This window comes from Pseudomonas sp. DR208, from assembly GCF_019823005.1.
GTDB classification, from domain to species: Bacteria; Pseudomonadota; Gammaproteobacteria; order Pseudomonadales; family Pseudomonadaceae; genus Aquipseudomonas; species Aquipseudomonas extremorientalis.
On record NZ_CP081944.1, the window covers coordinates 4,310,784 to 4,331,335 of the forward strand.

The following is a 20,552-nucleotide window of genomic DNA, read 5'->3' on the forward strand; positions in this document are numbered from 1 at the left end:
TTCAAGTTCACGCTGCCGGCGATGAGCGTTGCGCTCTGATCGCCGTGCAGACGCTTGCAGCGAACGTACAGTCCCTTTCCAACCCATCACGACTCTCCATACCGTTAATGTGATGGCACATTAACATAGCTCCTGGATCTGCCTGAATCACCTGAACACCTGGAAACTGAAAATACCAGGGAACCCAGAAGGAGGGCATATGTACTCCACGCATCACAGAGCGAGGGCTGGGCCATTTATTCACAAATAAGGGGTACCTTCACGGCCCCCCTTTCTTCTCGCTACTCCGCCGTTTGACGTATGGCCTTCTCAATTCGCTGACGTCCTGCATGAGCAAGCTTGCTTACACCAGCTTCCTTCGCGACCGCGTATATCAAGGACTCCCCTTCGTGCCCCCGTTGCACCATCTCATCAACCAAAGCACGCAGTTCTGGCAGGCAGATTTCAGATAGCCCTCTCGTGGAGTCTTCGTCGCCGGGCTTACGGAAGACGACACTGGCGTCCGACTCGATATGAGTAGGCCAGAAAAAGACTCCTGTCTGCTCCTCTTCATGTGAGCGGAATCGAGCCCGGGCAAGTTGGTCAACGCGATCACGTATCCGTGAGCCGGTTCGTACCCAGCCATGAGCACGTGCAATGCGCCTTGCAAGCGCCGTGTCCAGAACCGGTCCCTCTTCCGCCACGACATGAGCAATCATCTGCTCCAACGTTTCCGTGTAACTCGCCTCAAAGAACCGATCTGGATCGACCAACCCTACAGCCTGACGAGGGTCGGATTCTTTATAAATCAAATATTCAAGGGGACGAGCAAAAGCCAGGACATCCTCATCTGGTTTGATAGATGCAGCCTTGGCGTACTTCAAATCAGGGAATGCACCTGAGGGGTCATTGGATGACCCCACACTATCCACTGTGGCGACCACAGTAACCTGACTTACTACCTCAATGACCTCAGCCATAGCTGCGTCGATTTTTAGTCGCTCTGCCTCTTGAGCGGCATCGATGACAGCCTGCTTGGCTCGGGACTCAGCAAGGAGTTCGGTCAGACGTTGATGTACCTTTTCGGCAGTTCCAATTGCATCAACCCACCAGTCCGTCGACCATATCCTAACGATCTCCCAGCCAAGTCCACGCAGTACAAACTCACGGAGCTTGTCACGATCACGAGCGGTCGCACTGCGGTGATAGGTAGCACCGTCGCATTCAATCCCGGCAAGGTATCGTCCAGGTGCGTCAGGGTGAACAACTCCAAGGTCTATCCGAAAGGAGGAAACGCCAATCTGGGTAAATATCTGCCATCCCTTTTTAGCCAAGGCCGCTGCAACCGCCTCTTCGAATGGGCTGTCGAAACTACCCACGCTACCAAAGTCAGCCTCTGCGAGAGCCCGTGGGCCACGCTCTGCAAACTCCAAGAAGTGCTTAAGATCTCGAACCCCGATCGCTTGCGTACGAGCTAGATCAATATGCTCTGGGCGCAAGGTCGAAAACACCACTAGCTCCTGGCGAGCACGGGTTATTGCCACGTTCAGTCGACGCTCACCACCAGGGCGGTTCATCGGACCGAAGTTCATGGACAGCACACCGGCAGCGTCTTTTCCGTAGGTGGTCGAGAAATAGATGATGTCTCGCTCATCGCCTTGAACGCTCTCAAGGTTCTTGACGAACACAGGCTCCAGCTCGGACTCAGCGAAATACGAATCGAGTGATGGGTCTTTCCGGCAAGCCTCATCCAGCATGTCCATGATGAGTTTCTGTTGCTCGCCGTTAAAGGTTACGACCCCCACGGTCCGCCCGCTTTCGCGGAAGGCCGGAGACTGTAGGCGAGCAACCAAATCAGCAACTAAATATCTTGCTTCAATTAAGTTTGTTCGCGACCCGCCCTTGTCATATACACCCGGGACTGGGCATAACCGTACTGCTTTGTCGGCCGTAAACGGTGATGGGAAGGTCACCAGCTTCGACTGGTAGTATCGCTGGTTCGAGAAAGCGATCAGACTTTCGTGGCGGCTACGGTAGTGCCAGTTAAGATTACGCATTGGCAGATTGGCACTGATGCACTCGTCCAGAATACTCTCGAGATCAGCCTCTACATCCTCATCTTCAGCGGTCGACTCAGCGCGGTTAAAGAACGAAGTTGGAGGGAGCTGTTTGGGGTCGCCCACCATCACCACTTGCTTCCCTCGGGCCATGGCGCCGATGGCATCCCAGACAGGTATTTGAGATGCCTCATCGAAGATAACGAGATCGAATGGCGTTGAGGCAGGAGGCAGATACTGAGCAATGGATAGAGGACTCATGAGCAAGCATGGAGTCAGCTTGGTTAGCGCTTCTGGCGCACGACTCATCAGCTCCCGCAATGGAATGTGCTTGGTCTTCTTGCCCATCTCATGTCGCAGGACTCCCCACTCTGAAGAGCGACTTACACTGTCTTGGCTTGGTAGGTCGGAACACAGCCGAGCTCGGAGCCAGTCTTTGGTCAACTCGGTGAACTTGTCGTCCAAAGCGCGGAAATCGCGAATGCGTTGCTCATGCTCCACGCTGACGAACGTCCGGATCACCTCTTCGTTGTCGACCGTCGTATTCAGCCACCAGCGAGCATAATTTACTTCCAATACACGCCGGACTTTTCCAGAGCTGATAGCTCCTGCTTCCATCGCTTGAACAATCGGCGCCAGGCCGACAGCGTAGGCTTCATCGCGAACCTTCCGCCAAGCGCACCATGCCTTAAGGCGCGATTCAGACGAGACGACAGTTTCGCAGTTTGTCTTGATATCACTTAGCGCCAGGTGAGCAGTTTCGATGACGCCCATTTCGGTGAAATGACCGACAGCCGTCAGGTGCGCCGCTCGCGCCTGTAGCAACTCAAGCTTTTCTCGAAGAGCAACACCGGCATTGGCTATAGCAGCCTCCGGTTCAAGTAGTGCGTTACCATCCCCCAACAGAGTTTGAAGCGGTGTTTTGTAGGCCGCGACCTGCTCAGGATTGAGTGCCAGCTTCGCCACCGCGGTAGCCATCTCCCCCTGAAACGCTGCCGCACTACGCACGACATCAACTTTCGTTTTCAAGTCATTCCAGACAGGAACGATTTCTCGCAGATCGGCCAGATCCACCAACTCTCGCTCAACTGCTGCTCTGTTCTTGAGCAACTCAAAATCAGCTTTTAACGACGAGCCACAACGCCCCTCCTCTACATGAGGATGGTCGTCGACAAGCCGACCGCGTTCTTCTATGCCACGTCGTTCAGCCTGGAAGCGCAGAGCTGCAGTCAGCACGTCAATATCCGTGGTCAAACCGCTCCAGAGAGAGCTAGTTGCTGAGCTGAGATCAACCAGCTCATCTAACCCAGCATCGAGACGAGTCAGCGCACGCAGCCGGCGGAGTTCCTCCTTCAGGCCATCACCTAGCTGGCCCTGCTCAACCAACTGCAAGCCGTCATCGATCCAGGCAGAATTACTTTTCTGAAGTCGCATAGCCTCTTGCAGCTTGATCGCTGTCGCGAGATGCGTTGCTTCGGATTTGGCACCTTGCCAAACAGCAACACACTCATGACCTGGCTCCAGCTCATCGATTGCTCGACGCACCGACCGAATCTCTACCCAAGTAGCGAGATCCTTGCCATTGTCGACTTCACCTGTTGACGTCTGCGTCGGAGCCAATAGCCCAGCAATGCGGCGTTTTCCGAACCAAGACTTAGGCCAGAAAGACTCCTCCGCGTCTTTCCACTCGCGCAGCAGGAGTTCGGTATCAAGTACTTCAATCGCATCAACGTAGGACGCCGTTAGCTGGTGCTTGAGGTCGTCTATCTGACACAGCAATGTGACAGCTTGCCCGAGAACGTCAGTGACATTTTCTGGCCAGGCCGAGCCTAGATCAACGAACGTAGCGCGGCGTTGCTGCAGCAAATCAATGCCTTGTTTAGCTTCAGCAATAATACGAGAGGACCAGAGGGATGAGAGTCTGGAGTTAATGTCCCGGTGTTCGTCGACCCAAGTGCAGCCGTCACTCAGACGTTTAGAAATCGAGCGAGCATCGGGGCGCAGTGCGAAACGCCAATCATGCCCAGCGGCAGCGGGAAGTGCTCGAGAAAGGATCGATAGCCCCTCAAGCGCTGTTGGGGTGTACTCCGTAACAGGAAGCCCAGACAGCTCAACAAAGCGATCGGCAGCTCTCTGGACTTCAAGCACAGCGGGAAGCACGTCACGAGCCGCCTGCACGAATTGTTGCTGCCAATGAGGCGACCACTCTGCTTGGCCTACCCCGGACAAAGCGTTGCCTGCCAGCTGACTGTAACCCACAGCCTGTGCGTTCACTTCAAGGCGGTCGCCCAGCTCTCGAAGTTCAAGCATGGCCTTCTGATCATGCGTTTCCGGAGATGGCCAACCAAGTGGAGCTACTGCCTCATCAACACCCGATGTCACCGTCCCGATGGCATCGTAGATGGTGTAGCCGTTGCGGTGCCGGCGATGCAGACGCTCGACATAAATATTGAGGCTGTCACGCAGGGACGCGAGCCGCTGCGCTTCCACCTCCCATGCGGCAGCATCTACCTGCCCTTTCGCTTCCCAAGCCGACTGTAACTGAGCAAGGACATCCGTTTTCCGAGCTTTGCTAGAGTGAAGTTCAAGGCAGAACTCACCCAGACCGATTTCACGCAAGCGCCGGTACACGACATCCAGGGCAGCAATTTTCTCAGACACGAACAGCACCCGGCGCCCTTGAGCGATCGACTGGGCGATCATGTTGGAAATCGTTTGGCTTTTACCCGTGCCAGGTGGGCCGATGAGAACGAAGTCTTTACCCTTGGCTGCGGCCATCACAGCCGCAAGCTGAGATGAATCAGATGGCAGTGGGCAGAACACATCAGTCGGGCCGTAATCACGGTCCAGAGACTCAGCCTCCGGAAACGGGGTATCGGAGATGAACGAATCACGTGGCGTATCCAGAAGGTGCTGGACTACAGGGCTCTGTCGAAGGTGCTCTGCATTCTCGGCAAGATCCTTCCACATAAGATACTTGGCAAACGAGAACATCGAGAGCACAACGTCCTCGTTCAGCTCCCAGCCAGCGATGTCCTTAATCGCATGACCAACTTTGTTCCAAATGCCTACGATATCCAGACCGGAGTCGTCCCGAGGCAGCTCCTGCTCCAGCGAACCTAAGCCCAGCTCAAAGTCTTGACGCAGCATCTCGATCAGAGTCGGGTTAAAACGAGGCTCATCATCGTGCAGCACCATGGTGAATCCGGAGCGTGCGCTCTTACGCTCCAAAGTGACAGGAACCAAGACCAGTGGCGCTTTGTACTTCTGCCCAGCTCTATCCTCACGCGTCCAACTAAGGAAACCGATGGCCAGGAAAAGCGTGTTGGAGCCACCTTCCTGCAAAGCAGTACGAGCGCTTCGATATAACTCAGTTAACCGGACATCCATTTCGGCGGACGTCAGCGCAACGAATACTTCCCTACGCTTGAGAGCATCTTCAGCATGACGACGGCGAACATCTTCTCGCTCACGCTGTTCATAGAGTGTGCGCTCACGCGGATCTGCGCCATCCATCAGTTCAGGCCTGGTAAGCAGCTTCAGAGACTGTCCACTTGCAAGAATGTCCTCGAGAGCACCGGGATCAGGAGATTCAAGCTTCAGCGCTCGCTTACCCATTTTGAAATTGAGCAAGTTATTTCGAAGCGACAGATCCAGAAGCTTTCGCTGCCACCGGCCGAGGCGATCTGCTGGGTCGAGCTTAGACAGATCCTCAACCTGCACCTTAATATTGTCATCGGCGATGCCAATCCCTTCCTCCACAAGAAGCGATGGGGCTTCATCAGACTCAGCAACGGCGACACGTGCAATCTGAGCCTCTGAGCTGGCGAGCGGTTTGATACGTTGCAAACGGGCGCGACGGATATCTAGCAGCATCTCGAAAACACTTTCAGCGTCTTCGGCTACCTGTTTCGTGCCCATCTCTACCGCATAAGAGAATGGCGGTATCGAGGCGTGGGTAATAAGAGTGGTCTCAAACAGCACGAGCTCCTGAAGCTTCACCCGCTTACGTACTGCAGTGACATCATCCACCACGGCAGTCGTAAACTCTTCTGGCTTAAGCCACAAACCAGCAAAAGCATGACCATGGGTGAATACGATCACGGGGTTAAGACCAATCTGCTCCAATGCTGCGCAGAAAAGCAGAGTCAGGTCGAGACAAGTAGCCAACCCGGAGTCAGCAAGCTGACTGGGGCTACGAATCTTCTGTCCTGATTGTTCAAAGCTGGCCGGCGGCAACGCATAGTCGAGCTTCATGCGCGCCACCGCGCCCCACACTGCCGACGCCAACTGCCAAGCTCTTTTGGGGCCACCCTCATATCCGTCAAGTGCGGACGGCTTATCGCTAAGACGAAGCAACTCGGCTGCCTGTTTGAGCAACCGCTCAACCGCTGCATCATTCGGCTGAACAAAAGCCGCAGTCATATCTGGTAAGTGCCGCAATCCGCCCCACTGGTTTCTGGGCAAAAGGTCTACGACCTGTTCAAGCCGAGCAACTTCCTTGCGACCGCTCTCCGCCTCCTTGTCATCGGCTTCGAGGACAAATGTAAAGGTCGACATTTCTGACTCTGTCAGGCGACTCAACAACGGGCCGTCCAAGACAAGATCAAGCCCAGGTATGACCCGGAAGCTATCTGCAGCGATCTCGTCGATCCGCCAGATCTTGGACTTAAATACCTCGGGGGCCGAGCTAAGCGTAAGAGTGGCATTGACGAAACGATTACTCGTTTCGTTCGAGATACGAAGCTCGCGAATCACAGGGATAGCGTTCTGGAAATCTGCAAGATTTAGCTTTGCTACCAAGGTGGCAAGGACCTTTACTTCCTTAGGCGGGGCTTCTTCTTGGGGTGTGAGGGGCTGAACGATATCGTCCATGCGCAACAATCCTTGTCGTTATGCTCAAGGGAGTGCCGAAACTGAACGGCCAGGGAGCTCCTATTGAGCTGATGGCGGGATGATATCTCTTATAGCGACAGCCGTAATGTGCCTTTGGTCGTCACTGGTTTCTCTGCCCATCATCGAACGTCACATATTACGACCGACGCAGCTCAATATCGAAAAAGGATCGAAGTCCACTGGGCAAACTCCGATAGTGGTATCACATCGAAATGTCCATCAAGAGCCGGGCGTTTCGTGGGGGTAAAAACACCTGAAAATAAAAAAGGGTCGCGAGATAAAATCTCGCAACCCTTTGAATTATATGGTCGGGACGGAGTGATTCGAACACTCGACCCCTAGCACCCCATGCTAGTGCGCTACCGGACTGCGCTACGCCCCGACTAGGCGTGTTACTGGGTTTGCTTCTTGACGAAGCGAACCGGAATATACCGCAAGCTTTTGAAATGTGGAAGTATTTTAAAAGCCGGAATTACTTTTTCAGCACCACCAGCACATCTTCGAGTTCGGCGATCATCTGGCGGATCATTTGTTTGTATTGGGTGGTGTCGTCTTTGGCTTCATCACCGGACATACGCTGGCGCGCGCCGCTGATGGTAAACCCCTGATCGTAGAGCAACGCTCGGATCTGTCGGATCATCAGCACATCCTGGCGCTGATAATACCGACGGTTCCCGGTGCGTTTGACGGGGTTGAGCTGAGGAAACTCCTGCTCCCAATAGCGCAGCACATGCGGCTTTACCGCACAAAGCTCGCTGACTTCACCAATGGTGAAGTAGCGTTTGCCTGGGATGACGGGTAGCTCGTCGTTATGACTTGGTTCCAGCATAAGCCTCAACTCGGGCCTTCAACTTCTGCCCTGGACGAAAGGTGACCACACGGCGAGCCGTGATCGGGATTTCTTCTCCCGTTTTTGGATTGCGGCCAGGCCGCTGGCGTTTGTCCCGCAGGTCAAAATTGCCGAAACCGGACAATTTGACCTGTTCGTTGTCTTCCAGAGCGTGTCTGATCTCTTCAAAAAACAGCTCGACCAATTCCTTGGCCTCGCGCTTGTTCAGACCCAACTCTTCGTACAGACGTTCCGCCATCTCAGCTTTCGTCAAAGCCCCCATACGTCACTTCCTTAACGTGGCGTTCAACCTTTGTTCGAGCGAGGTGAGTATATTTTGTGTCGTGGCATTCACCTCATCGTCATTAAGAGTGCGCGATGGATGCTGCCAGGTCAAGCCAACTGCAAGGCTTTTTCTATGCGGATCAATACCTTTACCCTGATAGACGTCAAATAGCCTGAGGTCTGTCAGCCATTCCCCTGCATTTTCACGGATTACATCCAGAACGGCAGTGGCAGCCACGTCACGGTCGGCAATCAGCGCCAGGTCACGGCGCACTTCAGGGAAGCGCGACAGTTCGCTGAATTTAGGCATTTTGCCCGAAGCCACTTCAGCCAGGACCAGTTCGAACACAAACACCGGACGATCAAGACCGAGGGTTTTCGACAGTTCAGGGTGAAGGGCGCCGACGAAACCTACCAAACGCCCTTCGCGCTCGATGCGTGCTGTCTGGCCTGGGTGCAACGCCGGATGGCTGCCTGGTACGAAGGTGAAGGCGTCCAGTGCACCGGCAAAGCCCAGCACCGCTTCCACGTCAGCCTTGACGTCGAAGAAGTCCACGGCATCGCGGCCCTGTGCCCAGCCTTCCGGCAGGCGACTACCGCACACCACGCCAGCCAGCATTGGCTCTTGTTTCAGGCCATCGAGCTGGCCAACGAAACGCAGGCCGCTCTCGAACATGCGCACGCGGTCTTGCTGACGATTCAGGTTATGGGAAAGTGCTTTCACCAGGCCTGGCCACAGGGACGAACGCATGGCCGCCATGTCGTTGGAGATCGGGTTCGCCAACAGCAGCGGCTCGACGCCAGGGTTGAACAGTTCGAACTGCTTGGGATCGATGAAACTGTAGGTCACCGCTTCCTGGTAGCCACGGGCAACCAGCAGGCGACGCAGCTCAGGCAGGTGCGCACGCGCCTCGGCCTTGGGTTGCGGCGCCAGGCGCGCTTGCGGGTAACGAACCGGCAGGCGGTTGTAGCCGTAGAGGCGGGCCAGTTCTTCGATCAGGTCGACTTCCAGGCTGATATCGAAGCGATGGCTTGGTACTTCAACGCTCCACTGCCCTTCCCCACCGGCGGAAATACCCAGGCCGAGGGCGGACAACAGTTGCTCGATTTCAGCCGGTTCGATCACCAGGCCAAGCATCTGCTCAACACTTTTGGCACGCAGGGTGATCGGCGCAACCGATGGCAGGAACTGCTTGTTGACGGTTTCGGTGATCGGGCCGGCTTCGCCGCCAGTGATTTCCAGCAGCAGGCCAGTGGCGCGCTCCATGGCTTCACGGGCGAGGTTCCAGTCCACGCCGCGCTCATAGCGGTGCGACGCGTCGGTGTGCAGGCCATAGGAACGGGCCTTGCCGGCGATAGCGATCTGGTCGAAGAATGCGCTTTCGAGGAATACGTCGCGAGTGGTAGCGGATACGCCGCTGTGCTCGCCACCCATCACGCCGGCAATCGCCAGGGCGCGGGAGTGGTCGGCGATAACCAGGGTGTCTGCGCGAAGGCTGACTTCCTGACCATCGAGCAACACCAGCTTCTCGCCTTCTTCCGCCATGCGCACACGGATGCCGCCGTTGATTTCGGCAAGGTCGAACGCGTGCAGCGGTTGACCCAGCTCCAGCATCACGTAGTTGGTGATGTCGACGGCAGCGTCGATGCTGCGCACGTCAGCGCGGCGCAGGCGTTCAACCATCCACAGCGGGGTGGGCCTGGACAGGTCGACGTTGCGGATCACCCGGCCCAGGTAACGTGGGCAGGCGTTGGGGGCCAGCACGTCGATCGGACGTACTTCGTCGTGCACAGCGAGTACAGCTGCAACGACCGGACGAGTGACCGGGGCGTTGTACAAAGCGCCCACTTCACGCGCCAGGCCGGCCAGGGACAGGCAGTCGCCACGGTTCGGGGTCAGGTCGACCTCGATGCTGGCGTCTTCCAGTTCCAGGTAAACGCGGATGTCCTGGCCCACGGGCGCGTCGGCCGGCAGTTCCATCAGGCCATCATTGCCCTCGCCGACCTGCAACTCCGCCTGGGAACACAGCATGCCGTTGGATTCAACGCCACGCAGCTTGGCCTTCTTGATCTTGAAGTCGCCCGGCAACTCGGCACCGATCATGGCGAACGGGATCTTCAGGCCCGGGCGCACATTGGGCGCTCCGCACACGACCTGGAAGGTTTCCGCGCCATTGCTCACCTGGCATACGCGCAACTTGTCAGCGTCGGGATGTTGCTCGGTGCTCAGCACCTCGCCTACCACCACCCCACTGAAAACACCGGCGGCCGGCGTAACGCTATCGACCTCAAGACCGGCCATCGACAGACGCGCAACCAGCTCGTCGCGACTAACCTGCGGGCTTACCCAGCCACGCAGCCATTGTTCACTGAATTTCATCCTGCTCTCCTAAAGATTCGTTACGACTAGCGAAATTGCGCGAGGAACCGCAAGTCGTTGTCGAAGAACAGACGCAAGTCGTTCACGCCGTAACGCAGCATGGCCAGACGCTCTACACCCATGCCGAAGGCAAAGCCCGAGAATTCTTCCGGATCGATGCCGGACATGCGCAGCACGTTGGGGTGAACCATGCCGCAGCCCATCACTTCCAGCCAGCCGGTCTGTTTGCAGACGCGGCAGCCTTTACCACTGCACATCACGCATTCCATATCGACTTCAGCGGACGGCTCGGTGAACGGGAAGAACGATGGACGGAAACGTACCGCCAGCTCCTTCTCGAAGAACACCCGCAGGAATTCTTCGATGGTGCCCTTGAGGTCGGCGAAGTTGATATCGCGATCAACCAGCAGGCCTTCGACCTGGTGAAACATCGGCGAGTGGGTGATATCGGAGTCGCTGCGGTATACACGGCCTGGGCAGACGATGCGGATCGGCGGTTTGTTCGCTTCCATGGTGCGGACCTGTACCGGCGAGGTATGGGTGCGCAACAACATGTTCGCGTTGAAATAGAAGGTGTCGTGCATCGATCGGGCCGGGTGGTGGCCTGGGATGTTGAGCGCCTCGAAGTTGTGATAATCGTCTTCGACCTCAGGGCCTTCGGCGATGCCGTAGCCGATATGGGTGAAGAACTGTTCGATACGTTCCAGAGTCCGGGTGATCGGATGCAGACCGCCCGATGCCTGACCACGGCCAGGCAGGGTTACGTCAATGGACTCGGCGGCGAGCTTGGCCGCAAGATCGGCCTCCTCGAGCGACGCCTTGCGCGCATTGAGCACCTCTGTGACACGCTCCTTGGCGACGTTGATCAGCGCACCGACTTGCGGGCGCTCTTCAGCCGGCAAATTCCCCAGGGTCTTCATCACCTGAGTCAATTCACCTTTCTTGCCAAGGTAGTGAACCCGGATTTGCTCCAGGGCATTTACATCTTCAGCGCTTTGCACAGCCTCAAGGGCTTGAGCGACGAGCGCGTCCAGGTTTTCCATGTACAGACTCCAGATACAAAATAGGGGAAGAGCTTGAAGGCTCTTCCCCTATTTATGACGTTTAACACCTTGGGCTACAGCGTAACCCAGGGTGACTGTCGGGGGTACTTAAGCCAAGGTGGCTTTAGCTTTCTCGACAATCGCAGCAAACGCCGCTTTTTCGTTCACTGCCAGATCAGCCAGAACCTTACGGTCGATCTCGATGGACGCTTTTTTCAGGCCAGCGATGAAACGGCTGTAGGACAGACCGTTAACACGTGCACCAGCGTTGATACGAGCGATCCACAGAGCGCGGAACTGACGTTTTTTCTGACGACGGTCACGGTAGGCGTATTGGCCTGCCTTGATTACCGCTTGCTTGGCAACACGGAATACGCGCGAACGCGCGCCGTAGTAGCCTTTAGCAAGTTTCAGAATTTTTTTGTGACGCTTACGGGCAATGACGCCACGCTTTACACGAGCCATGAGTTACTTCCTCTATTCTTGATCCAAAAATTAACGAAGGCGCAGCATGCGCTCGACTTTTGCCACGTCAGACGGATGCAGCAAGCTGCTACCGCGCAGTTGACGCTTACGCTTGGTCGACATTTTGGTCAGGATGTGGCTCTTGAAAGCGTGCTTGTGCTTGATACCGTTAGCAGTTTTCAGAAACCGCTTAGCAGCACCACTTTTAGTCTTCATCTTTGGCATGTTCGGATACTCCGCATTCAGTTGATAAACATAATCAGAAGGCCTGCCGTGCCCTGTTGATTACTTCTTCTTTTTCGGGGCGATGACCATGATCAGCTGGCGTCCTTCCATCTTAGGATGCTGTTCGACCGAACCGTACTCGAGCAGGTCAGCTTCAACCCGCTTGAGGAGTTCCATCCCCAGCTCCTGGTGGGCCATCTCACGGCCGCGGAATCGCAAGGATACCTTGGCCCTGTCCCCATCACTCAGGAAACGTACCAGGTTGCGCAGTTTTACCTGGTAATCCCCTTCCTCCGTCCCTGGACGAAACTTGATTTCTTTTACTTGAATCTGCTTCTGGTTCTTCTTCGCCGCAGCAATCTGCTTCTTCTTTTCGAAGATCGACTTGCCGTAGTCCATCACCCGGCAAACAGGCGGGACTGCGTCGGCGGAGATTTCCACCAGGTCCAGTTTGGACTCTTCAGCGATACGAAGCGCTTCATCAATCGAGACGATGCCAATCTGCTCGCCGTCAGCGCCAATTAACCGAACCTCGCGTGCCGAGATATTCTCGTTGATCGGGGCTTTCGGTGCAGCTCGTTTATCTTGTCTCATTTCACGCTTAATAATAATTACTCCGAATCTGGGCGACCACGCCGGGAAACCGCTTGCGCGAGGAACTCAGCGAACTGGGCGACGGGCATCGAGCCCAGGTCAGCACCTTCACGAGTACGCACAGCGACAGTCTGCATCTCGACTTCCCGATCTCCGATAACCAAAAGATAGGGAACCTTGAGCAAAGTATGCTCGCGGATTTTAAAGCCGATCTTTTCATTTCTCAAGTCGGACTTGGCACGAAATCCGCTTTCGTTGAGTGTTTTTTCAACTTCAGCGGCAAAATCTGCCTGTTTATCAGTGATATTCATGATCACTGCCTGGGTCGGAGCCAGCCACGCAGGGAATGCACCCTCGTAGTGCTCGATCAGGATCCCGACGAACCGTTCGAACGAGCCAAGGATCGCCCGGTGCAGCATAACCGGGTGCTTACGGCTGTTGTCTTCGGAGACGTATTCGGCTCCCAGACGGATCGGCAGGTTAAAATCGAGCTGCAGGGTACCACACTGCCAGACGCGGCCAAGGCAATCTTTCAGCGAGAACTCGATCTTCGGACCGTAGAAAGCGCCCTCGCCCGGTTGCAGGTCGTACGCAAGGCCCGCACTGTCGAGCGCAGCGGCCAGTGCCGCTTCGGCGCGGTCCCACAGTTCGTCGGAGCCGACGCGTTTTTCCGGACGAGTGGACAGCTTCATCTCGACTTCGGTAAAGCCGAAATCACGATAAACGTCCATGGTCAGCTTGATGAACGCGGCGGATTCGGCCTGCATCTGCTCCTCGGTGCAGAAGATGTGGGCGTCGTCCTGGGTAAAACCACGCACGCGCATGATGCCGTGCAGCGCACCCGATGGCTCGTTACGGTGGCAGGCACCGAACTCGGCCAGGCGCATCGGCAACTCGCGGTAGCTCTTTAGGCCCTGGTTGAACACCTGCACGTGGCAAGGGCAGTTCATGGGCTTGATGGCGTAGTCGCGGTTTTCCGACTGGGTGGTGAACATGTTGTCGGCGTAGTTGGCCCAGTGCCCGGACTTTTCCCACAGGCTGCGGTCAACGACCTGAGGTGTCTTGATCTCCAGGTAGCCATTTTCGCGCTGAACTTTGCGCATGTATTGCTCGAGCACCTGGTACAGGGTCCAGCCGTTCGGATGCCAGAACACCATGCCCGGCGCTTCTTCCTGGAGGTGGAACAGGTTCAGGCGCTTGCCGATCTTGCGGTGGTCGCGTTTCTCGGCTTCTTCGATGCGCTGGATGTAGGCCGCCAGTTGCTTCTTGTCAGCCCAGGCAGTGCCATAGATCCGCTGCAGTTGCTCGTTCTTCGCGTCGCCACGCCAGTAGGCGCCGGACAGCTTGGTCAGCTTGAAGGACTTGAGAAAGCGTGTGTTCGGCACGTGCGGGCCACGGCACATGTCGACGTATTCTTCGTGGTAGTACAGGCCCATGGCCTGCTCGTCCGGCATGTCTTCCACCAGGCGCAGTTTGTAGTCTTCGCCACGGGCGGTGAACACGTCGATCACTTCGGCGCGCGGCGTGACCTTCTTGATCACGTCGTAGTCTTTTTCGATCAGCGCGTGCATGCGTTGTTCGATGGCAGCCAGGTCGTCCGGAGTGAAAGGACGCTCGTAGGCAATGTCGTAATAGAAGCCTTCTTCAATGACCGGGCCGATCACCATCTTCGCGGTGGGGTACAGCTGCTTGACCGCATGGCCAATCAAGTGCGCGCAAGAGTGGCGAATGATCTCCAGCCCCTCTTGATCCTTGGGCGTGATGATTTGCAGGCTGGCGTCGCTGGTGATCAGGTCGCTGGCATCGACCAGCTTGCCGTCGACCTTGCCGGCTACAGTGGCCTTGGCCAGGCCTGCACCGATGGATGCGGCGACCTCGGCTACGGAAACCGGATGATCGAATGAACGTTGACTGCCGTCGGGAAGAGTAATAGTTGGCATGGCGCCTCCTCTCCTAGTGGTGACCCCTACCAAAGGTCACGTGGGTTGGGATGAGCCAGTACAAGATCCAACACCAGGCCGTTCAATGATGAACGCCTGCCTTACAGCGGCAGGAGCCTTTCGGCCAACCGATAATCGAACCAGAGTGACTGGAGTGAGCTAAAAAGAACCTGGCAAGGCGGCAATTAGCACGCCTGGAAATAGCCAAGCGCAAGATGCTAGCACAGATGAACGGTCATCGCGGCGCTGCTATCTTGCGTTACGACAAAATCCGCCATTTATAGCTGCAAAAGTGAACTTGAGCTGTACGCAATGCCTCAAACCCACTGAGAATCGCCGTTCGTCCTCGACCCAAAGGAGCATCCTCATGATGCGTTTTACCTCTACCCTCGCTCTCGCCGCTTCCCTGACCCTTCTTTCCCTCGGTGCACAGGCGGCCGCTCCGTCCAACTGGCCTGCCGGTGCCCGTGACAGCTTCGTCAGCGATTGCAGCGCAGCCGCCAGCCAGAACGTAGACGTCAAAACTGCCAAAGCCCACTGCGAATGTGGCGCCGACAAGATCAACGCCGAATTGAGCACTGCGGAAATCAAAGAGCTCATGACCAACCAGAACGCCAGCCCGGAGCTTAAAAACAAAGCAGTCGCGGCTATTTCGTCCTGCAAAGTCGTGAAGAAAAAGTAAGATCTGCCACAGATCAGACGGTTTTTTTACCGGTAAAACGGCTGTAAAACTGCCATTTCTCACAAATTACGCAGCTTTTACGGCTTTTTTTACCAGTTGATATTTCGGGCGCAAGCCCCGTAGATCGGGGCTTTCAGCCGGAACAGGGACTAAACGCAACGCTATTGATTAGCAAACAATGCCTTGGGGGGGCTCCCAAGCCGAACATTTCGACTATGATAGCCCGGTGTGCCCAGTTGGCCTGAGCAGCACAGCACTACTGAAAATATATGTTTCTTGGAGATACACCATGTCTAATCGCCAAACCGGCACCGTTAAATGGTTCAACGATGAAAAAGGCTTCGGCTTCATCACTCCTCAAGGTGGCGGTGACGACCTGTTCGTACACTTCAAAGCTATCGAAAGCGACGGTTTCAAAAGCCTGAAAGAAGGCCAAACCGTTTCCTTCGTGGCTGAGAAAGGCCAAAAGGGTATGCAAGCTGCACAGGTTCGCGGCGAGTAATTCTCCGCTGAGCTAAAAAAACCCCGTCCATGTGACGGGGTTTTTTATGGGTACTGCAAAAGCCTTGAGAGACTTAGCCGCAATTGACCCGCGTGATCACCAGGTTGTCATCGGTGTTCAGGTTGAGGCGGTCGGAGCGGTATTCCAGGGTGATCATGTCATTCGGCTTGAGGATCCGCGCGTTCTGCGCGCCGGCACGGGTACGCGCCTGCTCCAGCAACTGGGGCGAGGCTTTCTGGCCGATCGTGAATTCGGCGGCCTTCGACTCACAGCGGCTATGACCGGCGTCGGTCACCGTGGCGTCTTTGGCTGGCTCAGAGGCACCCGGGGTGCTGCAACCCGCCAACGCAAGTGCCGCCAACAAAGTACCGAATGATGCGAGCTTCCAAGGCATGAAGCCTCCTATGATAAAAATGGACAGAGATCGTGCGACAGCGATTGTGCGGATTGGTTTCAAGACGTAAACCGCCACCGGGCAAGTTTGCCTGAGTCGGGACAGGCATTCGCCCGCTCAATCGTGACCGGATATGAATGTGCTCAATAGATATCGATGTAGTCGAACGCAGGCTTCGGCCAGTTTTCCTTCAGTGCATTGAAGATCTGTGTCACCCAGACTTCATCACTGGCGGCCACATTCCCTACGTATCCGGAACCCTTGGCCCAAGTCTCCAGCCGGAACAGCAGCCCATCGATATCCACGCCACCGACAACCCTCCCTGAAGAGATATAGGCAATTCCGGCCTTGGTCACCCGCAACTGAGCATGTTCATCGTCACTGGCACTGGCGAGGAGCTGGCGCACATTCGCCAGCGTCAGGTTCTCGGGGTTGTTCAAATCGATCTGCACGTGGTGTCCCCGGCAATTAAACAGGCGGACAGTGTCGCACAGCAGCAGCGTCATGCCGAATCGACTCATGCCTAAGTATCAGTGCCAAACGCGATGCAAAATGGTTAACTGGCCCGGTAAGAACCGCGTTCCAGCGCATTGCCCAGTACTTTCAGCCCCGTGAGACCTACATGACCACCGTAACGCTCCAAGCCGATATCAAAGCCAAGTGGCCCCAAGGACAAAGCTCCTACAGCCCCGGCAGCCCAGAGGAATTGGCAATCATCGGCATCGACCTGCTGGTCAAGGAACTGGGTACGCAGGCAGCCCAAGCGTTCATCGGCCAGATATTCGAGAAATACCCGGCCGATCACATGGGGGCACACAACCCCGAGCGCGAATAAAAACCGGCCGGACCGGTCAACCCATTACTTCAGACGCGCCAGGCGCTCGGTCAGCAGATCGAAGAAGCCCTGGGCATCACCGTTCTCCACCCAGAACGCGTTCTTCGGTTGTTTCAGGCCGTCGTACCAGTCGACGATGGTCTGGCCGAAGGTTGGGCCTTCACGGCTGTCCACCACCACGTTGACCTCACGTCCGCTGAACAGCGAAGGCTTGAGCAGGTAGGCAATAACGGTTGCATCATGCACCGGGCCGCCGGGAATACCGTAGTGCTCCATGTCGCCCTTGACGTATTCATTGAGAATATCGCCAACCACCTTGCTCGCGTTGTTCTTGAGGTCGGCGATCTTTTTCAGGCGCGCTTCGCTGGTCAGAACCTTGTGGGTCACGTCCAGCGGCAGGTAGGTCAGCTTGACACCGCTCTTGAGCACAATCTCAGCCGCGACCGGGTCGGCGAACAGGTTGAACTCCGCCACCGGCGTGATATTGCCGCCGTTGAAGTGCGCGCCGCCCATTACCACCACTTCCTTGATGCCCTGAGTGATTTCCGGTGCCTGGGTCAGCGCCAGCGCCAGGTTCGTCTGCGGGCCGAGCATCGCGATGGTGATGCTGTGCGGCTTGGCAGTGCTGAGGGTATTGATCAGGTAATCAACGGCATTGCCGTCCGCCAGGCCCTTTTTCGGCTCATGCACGGTGACGCCGGAAATGCCCTCCTTACCGTGGATATTCTCGGCGTAGATCGGCGTGCGCAGCAGCGGTGCGGGCGCACCGGCGTACACCGGGATGTCCTCGCGCCCCGCCCATTCACGGGCCAGGCGTGCATTGCGGGAGGTCTTGTCCAGGCGCACGTTGCCGGCGACGGTGGTGAGCGCGCGAATGTTCAGCTCATCCTGGGAGGCCATGGCAAACAACAATGCCACCACATCATCGGCGCCTGGGTCGGTGTCGATGATCAGGTCGATTTTTTCCGCCGCCTGGGCGCTTGCAGCAGTGAGTGCAGACAAAAGCAGAACACTCCGGAACAGGTTTTTCAGGGTGGGAAGACCATATTGCATAAAACACTCCTTGTCGTTGAGAACGCTAGAACGTTACGCCGGACACCAGCGCGATATTGCAGTAAGGCTGGCATTCGCCAGTGCGCACCACCGCGCGCGCCTTGTGGCTGAGCTGCTTGAATTCGTCATGGCTGACCAGGCGCCGCTCACCGAGGGCCGCCTGCTCTGTGAGCGCATTGAGCTCGACCAGCGCCGGTGGTTGCTTGAGCAGGATTTCTTCCGCCAGCACATGGCGTTCAACCTGCATCTCGCTGAGCACGATACGCAAGGTGCTGATGAAATCCGGAATGCCCTGGGTCAACGCCAGGTCGATCAACTCGACACCCGGCGGCACCGGCAGGCCAGCGTCACCGATCACGAGGATGTCACCGTGCCCCAGGGAGGCGATCACACGCGACAGGGCAATATTGAGCAGAGGTGTCTTTTTCATGAGGGCACAAAACCTTGTACGTCATGCAGCGTTGGAATAGAGGGCTGCGCACCGGCGCGGGTGACCGACAATGCCGCCGCGACCTGGCCAAAACGAATGGCCTCGGCCTCGCTCTTGCCGTTGGCCAACGCCGCAGCAAAGCCACCGACGAACGTATCACCCGCTGCCGTTGTGTCTACCGCCTTGACCTTGGGCGCATGCAGGTGCTCGAAATTCTGGCCGTCGGTAAACAGTGCGCCCTGAGAACCCAGGGTGACGATGACTTTGCCGGCGCCCGCCTGGATCAGTTGGGTGGCCGCGGCCTTGGCACTGTCAATGGAGTCGACGGCCACGCCACTCAGTGCGCCAGCTTCGCTTTCATTGGGGATCAGGTAGTCGATCGAGGCGTACCACTCGGCCGGCAACGGCGCGCTGGCCGGTGCAGGGTTGAGGATCACCGTCTTGCCCAGCTCACGACCGCGCTTGAGGGCATAGCCTACCGTATTCATCGGCACTTCCAACTGGCAGACGATCACCTCAGCCGTCTGCAGCACCGCATCAAACGCCTGCAATGAGGCTGGCGTCAGTTCGCCGTTACTGCCCGCCACGATCACAATCGCGTTCTGACTGCTGTCGTCGACCACGATCAAGGCCACGCCACTGGAACCGTCCACGGTGCTGACGGCCTGGCAATCGATGCCTTCCACCACCAACGCATCGCGCAACTGGATGCCATAGGCATCGCTGCCGACACAGCCGATCATCGACACATCGGCCCCCAAGCGTGCGGAGGCTACCGCCTGGTTCGCACCCTTGCCGCCAGGTACGGTTGAGAATGTCTGGCCGATCAAGGTTTCACCGGCACGGGGCAAACGGCTGGCACGGGTGACCAGGTCCATGTTCAAGCTGCCTATTACCACTACTTTTGCTGGCATACATCAGTACTCATCAATTCGGTTCAGCGGTATTGGGCGAACGTACCGGAGACAGGTGTCGTCGACTCACGCAACACGATGCTCGGCGTCACGATGCGTTGATCGAATGGCATTTGGGGTGTTGCAATTCTTCGCAGTAAAAGCTCGGCGGCCGTCTCGCCCAGCTGCACGATCGACTGCCCGACCGTGGTCAGCGCCGGGTAGACGTAACGGCTCATTTGAATGTCATCGAAACCGATCACAGACAGCTCGCCGGGTACGCGGATATTGCGCTCTGCCGCTGCACGCAATACGCCGAAACCTATCATGTCGTTACTGGCAAAAATCGCACTGGGCGGGTTTTGCGCCAGCAATTGCACAGCGGCGGCATAACCGCCCGTGCTGGTGAAATCGCTTTCCTGGGTGCGGTTGGCGGCCACCTCGACACCGGCCTCGCGCAGCGCACGGTGAAAGCCCGCCAAACGCATTTGCGCGACACGGGTATGGGCAGGGCCGCCAATGCAAGCAATGTCGCGATGGCCCAATTCGAGCAGGTGCCGGGTCGCCAGGTAGGCGCCCTCCTCGTGATCGATACGCACCAGGTCCACATCAATGCCATCCAGCGCCCGGTCGACGATCACCATGGGCGTGCGCACTGCGCTCAAGCCGGCGGCGAGGCCACTGTCATCGCCGCCCACCGATGTGACGATCAGGCCGTCGATGCGCTTTTCCAGCAACACGCGCAAATAGTTGCGCTGCTTTTCAGCGTTGTCGTCGGAGTTGCACAGGATGACGCAGTAGCCGTTACGCTCGCAGTAATCCTCGATGCCGCGAGCCAACTCCGCAAAATACGGGTTGAGGCTGTTGGGCACCAGCAAACCGATGGTGGCCGTGGTCTTGGCCTTGAGTGAGCGCGCGACGGCACTGGGCACGTAGTCGAGCTGCTTGATCGCCGCTTCAACCTTGATGCGCACCGGCTCACTGACCGGGCGGGTCTTGTTCACCACATGGGACACCGTGGTGTAGGAAATACCCGCAAGCGCTGCCACATCCTTGATGGTTGCCATGGT

Annotated in this window: 18 protein-coding genes and 1 tRNA gene; 3 read left to right on the forward strand and 16 right to left on the reverse strand. The window is 56.9% G+C overall.

Going from position 1 to position 20,552, the window contains the following annotated elements:
- Positions 1–281: 281 nt before the first annotated feature.
- The 10 genes from K5K89_RS19300 to thrS form a co-directional block, all read right to left on the reverse strand.
- Positions 282–6,911, reverse strand: a complete 6,630-nt coding sequence (locus K5K89_RS19300; RefSeq protein ID WP_222540071.1) for a DUF3320 domain-containing protein — start codon at positions 6,909–6,911, stop codon at positions 282–284.
- A gap of 326 nt (positions 6,912–7,237) precedes the next feature.
- A tRNA-Pro gene (locus K5K89_RS19305) sits at positions 7,238–7,314 on the reverse strand.
- A 90-nt stretch (positions 7,315–7,404) separates the two neighbouring features.
- The gene (locus tag K5K89_RS19310) at positions 7,405–7,761 is read right to left on the reverse strand and encodes a MerR family transcriptional regulator (protein WP_010209127.1); all 357 of its coding nucleotides are present in this window, start codon (positions 7,759–7,761) and stop codon (positions 7,405–7,407) included.
- Positions 7,742–8,044 (reverse strand): integration host factor subunit alpha, encoded by a 303-nt coding sequence (gene ihfA, locus K5K89_RS19315; protein WP_002553164.1) that lies wholly within the window; start codon positions 8,042–8,044, stop codon positions 7,742–7,744. The genes K5K89_RS19310 and ihfA overlap by 20 nt, the downstream gene beginning before the upstream one ends.
- Positions 8,045–8,047: 3 nt before the next feature.
- Positions 8,048–10,426: a phenylalanine--tRNA ligase subunit beta gene (gene pheT, locus K5K89_RS19320; protein ID WP_092250402.1), complete on the reverse strand. Its 2,379-nt coding sequence runs from the start codon at positions 10,424–10,426 to the stop codon at positions 8,048–8,050.
- Positions 10,427–10,452: 26 nt separating this feature from the next.
- Positions 10,453–11,469, reverse strand: coding sequence for a phenylalanine--tRNA ligase subunit alpha (pheS, locus tag K5K89_RS19325; RefSeq protein WP_003192486.1), 1,017 nt, complete (start codon positions 11,467–11,469; stop codon positions 10,453–10,455).
- Positions 11,470–11,577: 108 nt separating this feature from the next.
- Positions 11,578–11,934, reverse strand: coding sequence for a 50S ribosomal protein L20 (rplT, locus tag K5K89_RS19330; RefSeq protein ID WP_002553161.1), 357 nt, complete (start codon positions 11,932–11,934; stop codon positions 11,578–11,580).
- Positions 11,935–11,964: 30 nt separating this feature from the next.
- The gene (rpmI, locus tag K5K89_RS19335) at positions 11,965–12,159 is read right to left on the reverse strand and encodes a 50S ribosomal protein L35 (protein WP_002553160.1); all 195 of its coding nucleotides are present in this window, start codon (positions 12,157–12,159) and stop codon (positions 11,965–11,967) included.
- 60 nt (positions 12,160–12,219) lie between these two features.
- Positions 12,220–12,771: a translation initiation factor IF-3 gene (gene infC / locus K5K89_RS19340; RefSeq protein WP_169850653.1), complete on the reverse strand. Its 552-nt coding sequence runs from the start codon at positions 12,769–12,771 to the stop codon at positions 12,220–12,222.
- Positions 12,771–14,693: a threonine--tRNA ligase gene (gene thrS, locus K5K89_RS19345; protein ID WP_003192490.1), complete on the reverse strand. Its 1,923-nt coding sequence runs from the start codon at positions 14,691–14,693 to the stop codon at positions 12,771–12,773. The genes infC and thrS overlap by 1 nt, the downstream gene beginning before the upstream one ends.
- Positions 14,694–15,060: 367 nt before the next feature.
- Here thrS and K5K89_RS19350 point away from each other — a divergent pair, with 367 nt between their 5' ends.
- Both K5K89_RS19350 and K5K89_RS19355 read left to right on the forward strand, forming a co-directional pair.
- Positions 15,061–15,375, forward strand: coding sequence for a hypothetical protein (locus tag K5K89_RS19350; RefSeq protein ID WP_016978147.1), 315 nt, complete (start codon positions 15,061–15,063; stop codon positions 15,373–15,375).
- 289 nt (positions 15,376–15,664) lie between these two features.
- The gene (locus tag K5K89_RS19355; protein WP_003234260.1) at positions 15,665–15,877 is read left to right on the forward strand and encodes a cold-shock protein; all 213 of its coding nucleotides are present in this window, start codon (positions 15,665–15,667) and stop codon (positions 15,875–15,877) included.
- Between the two features lie 73 nt (positions 15,878–15,950).
- Here K5K89_RS19355 and K5K89_RS19360 read toward each other — a convergent pair whose 3' ends face one another.
- Together K5K89_RS19360 and K5K89_RS19365 are read right to left on the reverse strand one after the other, a co-directional pair.
- Positions 15,951–16,271 (reverse strand): I78 family peptidase inhibitor, encoded by a 321-nt coding sequence (locus K5K89_RS19360; RefSeq protein ID WP_222540072.1) that lies wholly within the window; start codon positions 16,269–16,271, stop codon positions 15,951–15,953.
- Positions 16,272–16,414: 143 nt separating this feature from the next.
- On the reverse strand, positions 16,415–16,723 hold the full coding sequence (locus K5K89_RS19365; protein ID WP_071492213.1) for a hypothetical protein: 309 nt from the start codon (positions 16,721–16,723) through the stop codon (positions 16,415–16,417).
- 170 nt (positions 16,724–16,893) lie between these two features.
- Between K5K89_RS19365 and K5K89_RS19370 the strand changes: the two genes are divergently transcribed.
- Positions 16,894–17,106, forward strand: a complete 213-nt coding sequence (locus K5K89_RS19370; RefSeq protein ID WP_015884938.1) for a hypothetical protein — start codon at positions 16,894–16,896, stop codon at positions 17,104–17,106.
- Between the two features lie 24 nt (positions 17,107–17,130).
- On the opposite strand, the gene K5K89_RS19375 is transcribed toward K5K89_RS19370, so the two are convergent.
- The 4 genes from K5K89_RS19375 to K5K89_RS19390 are packed head-to-tail and all read right to left on the reverse strand — an operon-like array spanning position 17,131 to position 20,549.
- Positions 17,131–18,159, reverse strand: a complete 1,029-nt coding sequence (locus K5K89_RS19375) for a nucleoside hydrolase (protein ID WP_071492189.1) — start codon at positions 18,157–18,159, stop codon at positions 17,131–17,133.
- A 25-nt stretch (positions 18,160–18,184) separates the two neighbouring features.
- Entirely contained in the window at positions 18,185–18,589 is a 405-nt protein-coding gene (gene rbsD, locus K5K89_RS19380) for a D-ribose pyranase (protein ID WP_071492190.1), read from the reverse strand.
- Positions 18,586–19,503 (reverse strand): ribokinase, encoded by a 918-nt coding sequence (rbsK, locus tag K5K89_RS19385; protein ID WP_071492191.1) that lies wholly within the window; start codon positions 19,501–19,503, stop codon positions 18,586–18,588. Before rbsK ends, rbsD begins: the two co-directional genes overlap by 4 nt.
- A gap of 23 nt (positions 19,504–19,526) precedes the next feature.
- Positions 19,527–20,549 (reverse strand): LacI family DNA-binding transcriptional regulator, encoded by a 1,023-nt coding sequence (locus tag K5K89_RS19390; protein WP_222540073.1) that lies wholly within the window; start codon positions 20,547–20,549, stop codon positions 19,527–19,529.
- Positions 20,550–20,552 lie beyond the last annotated feature (3 nt).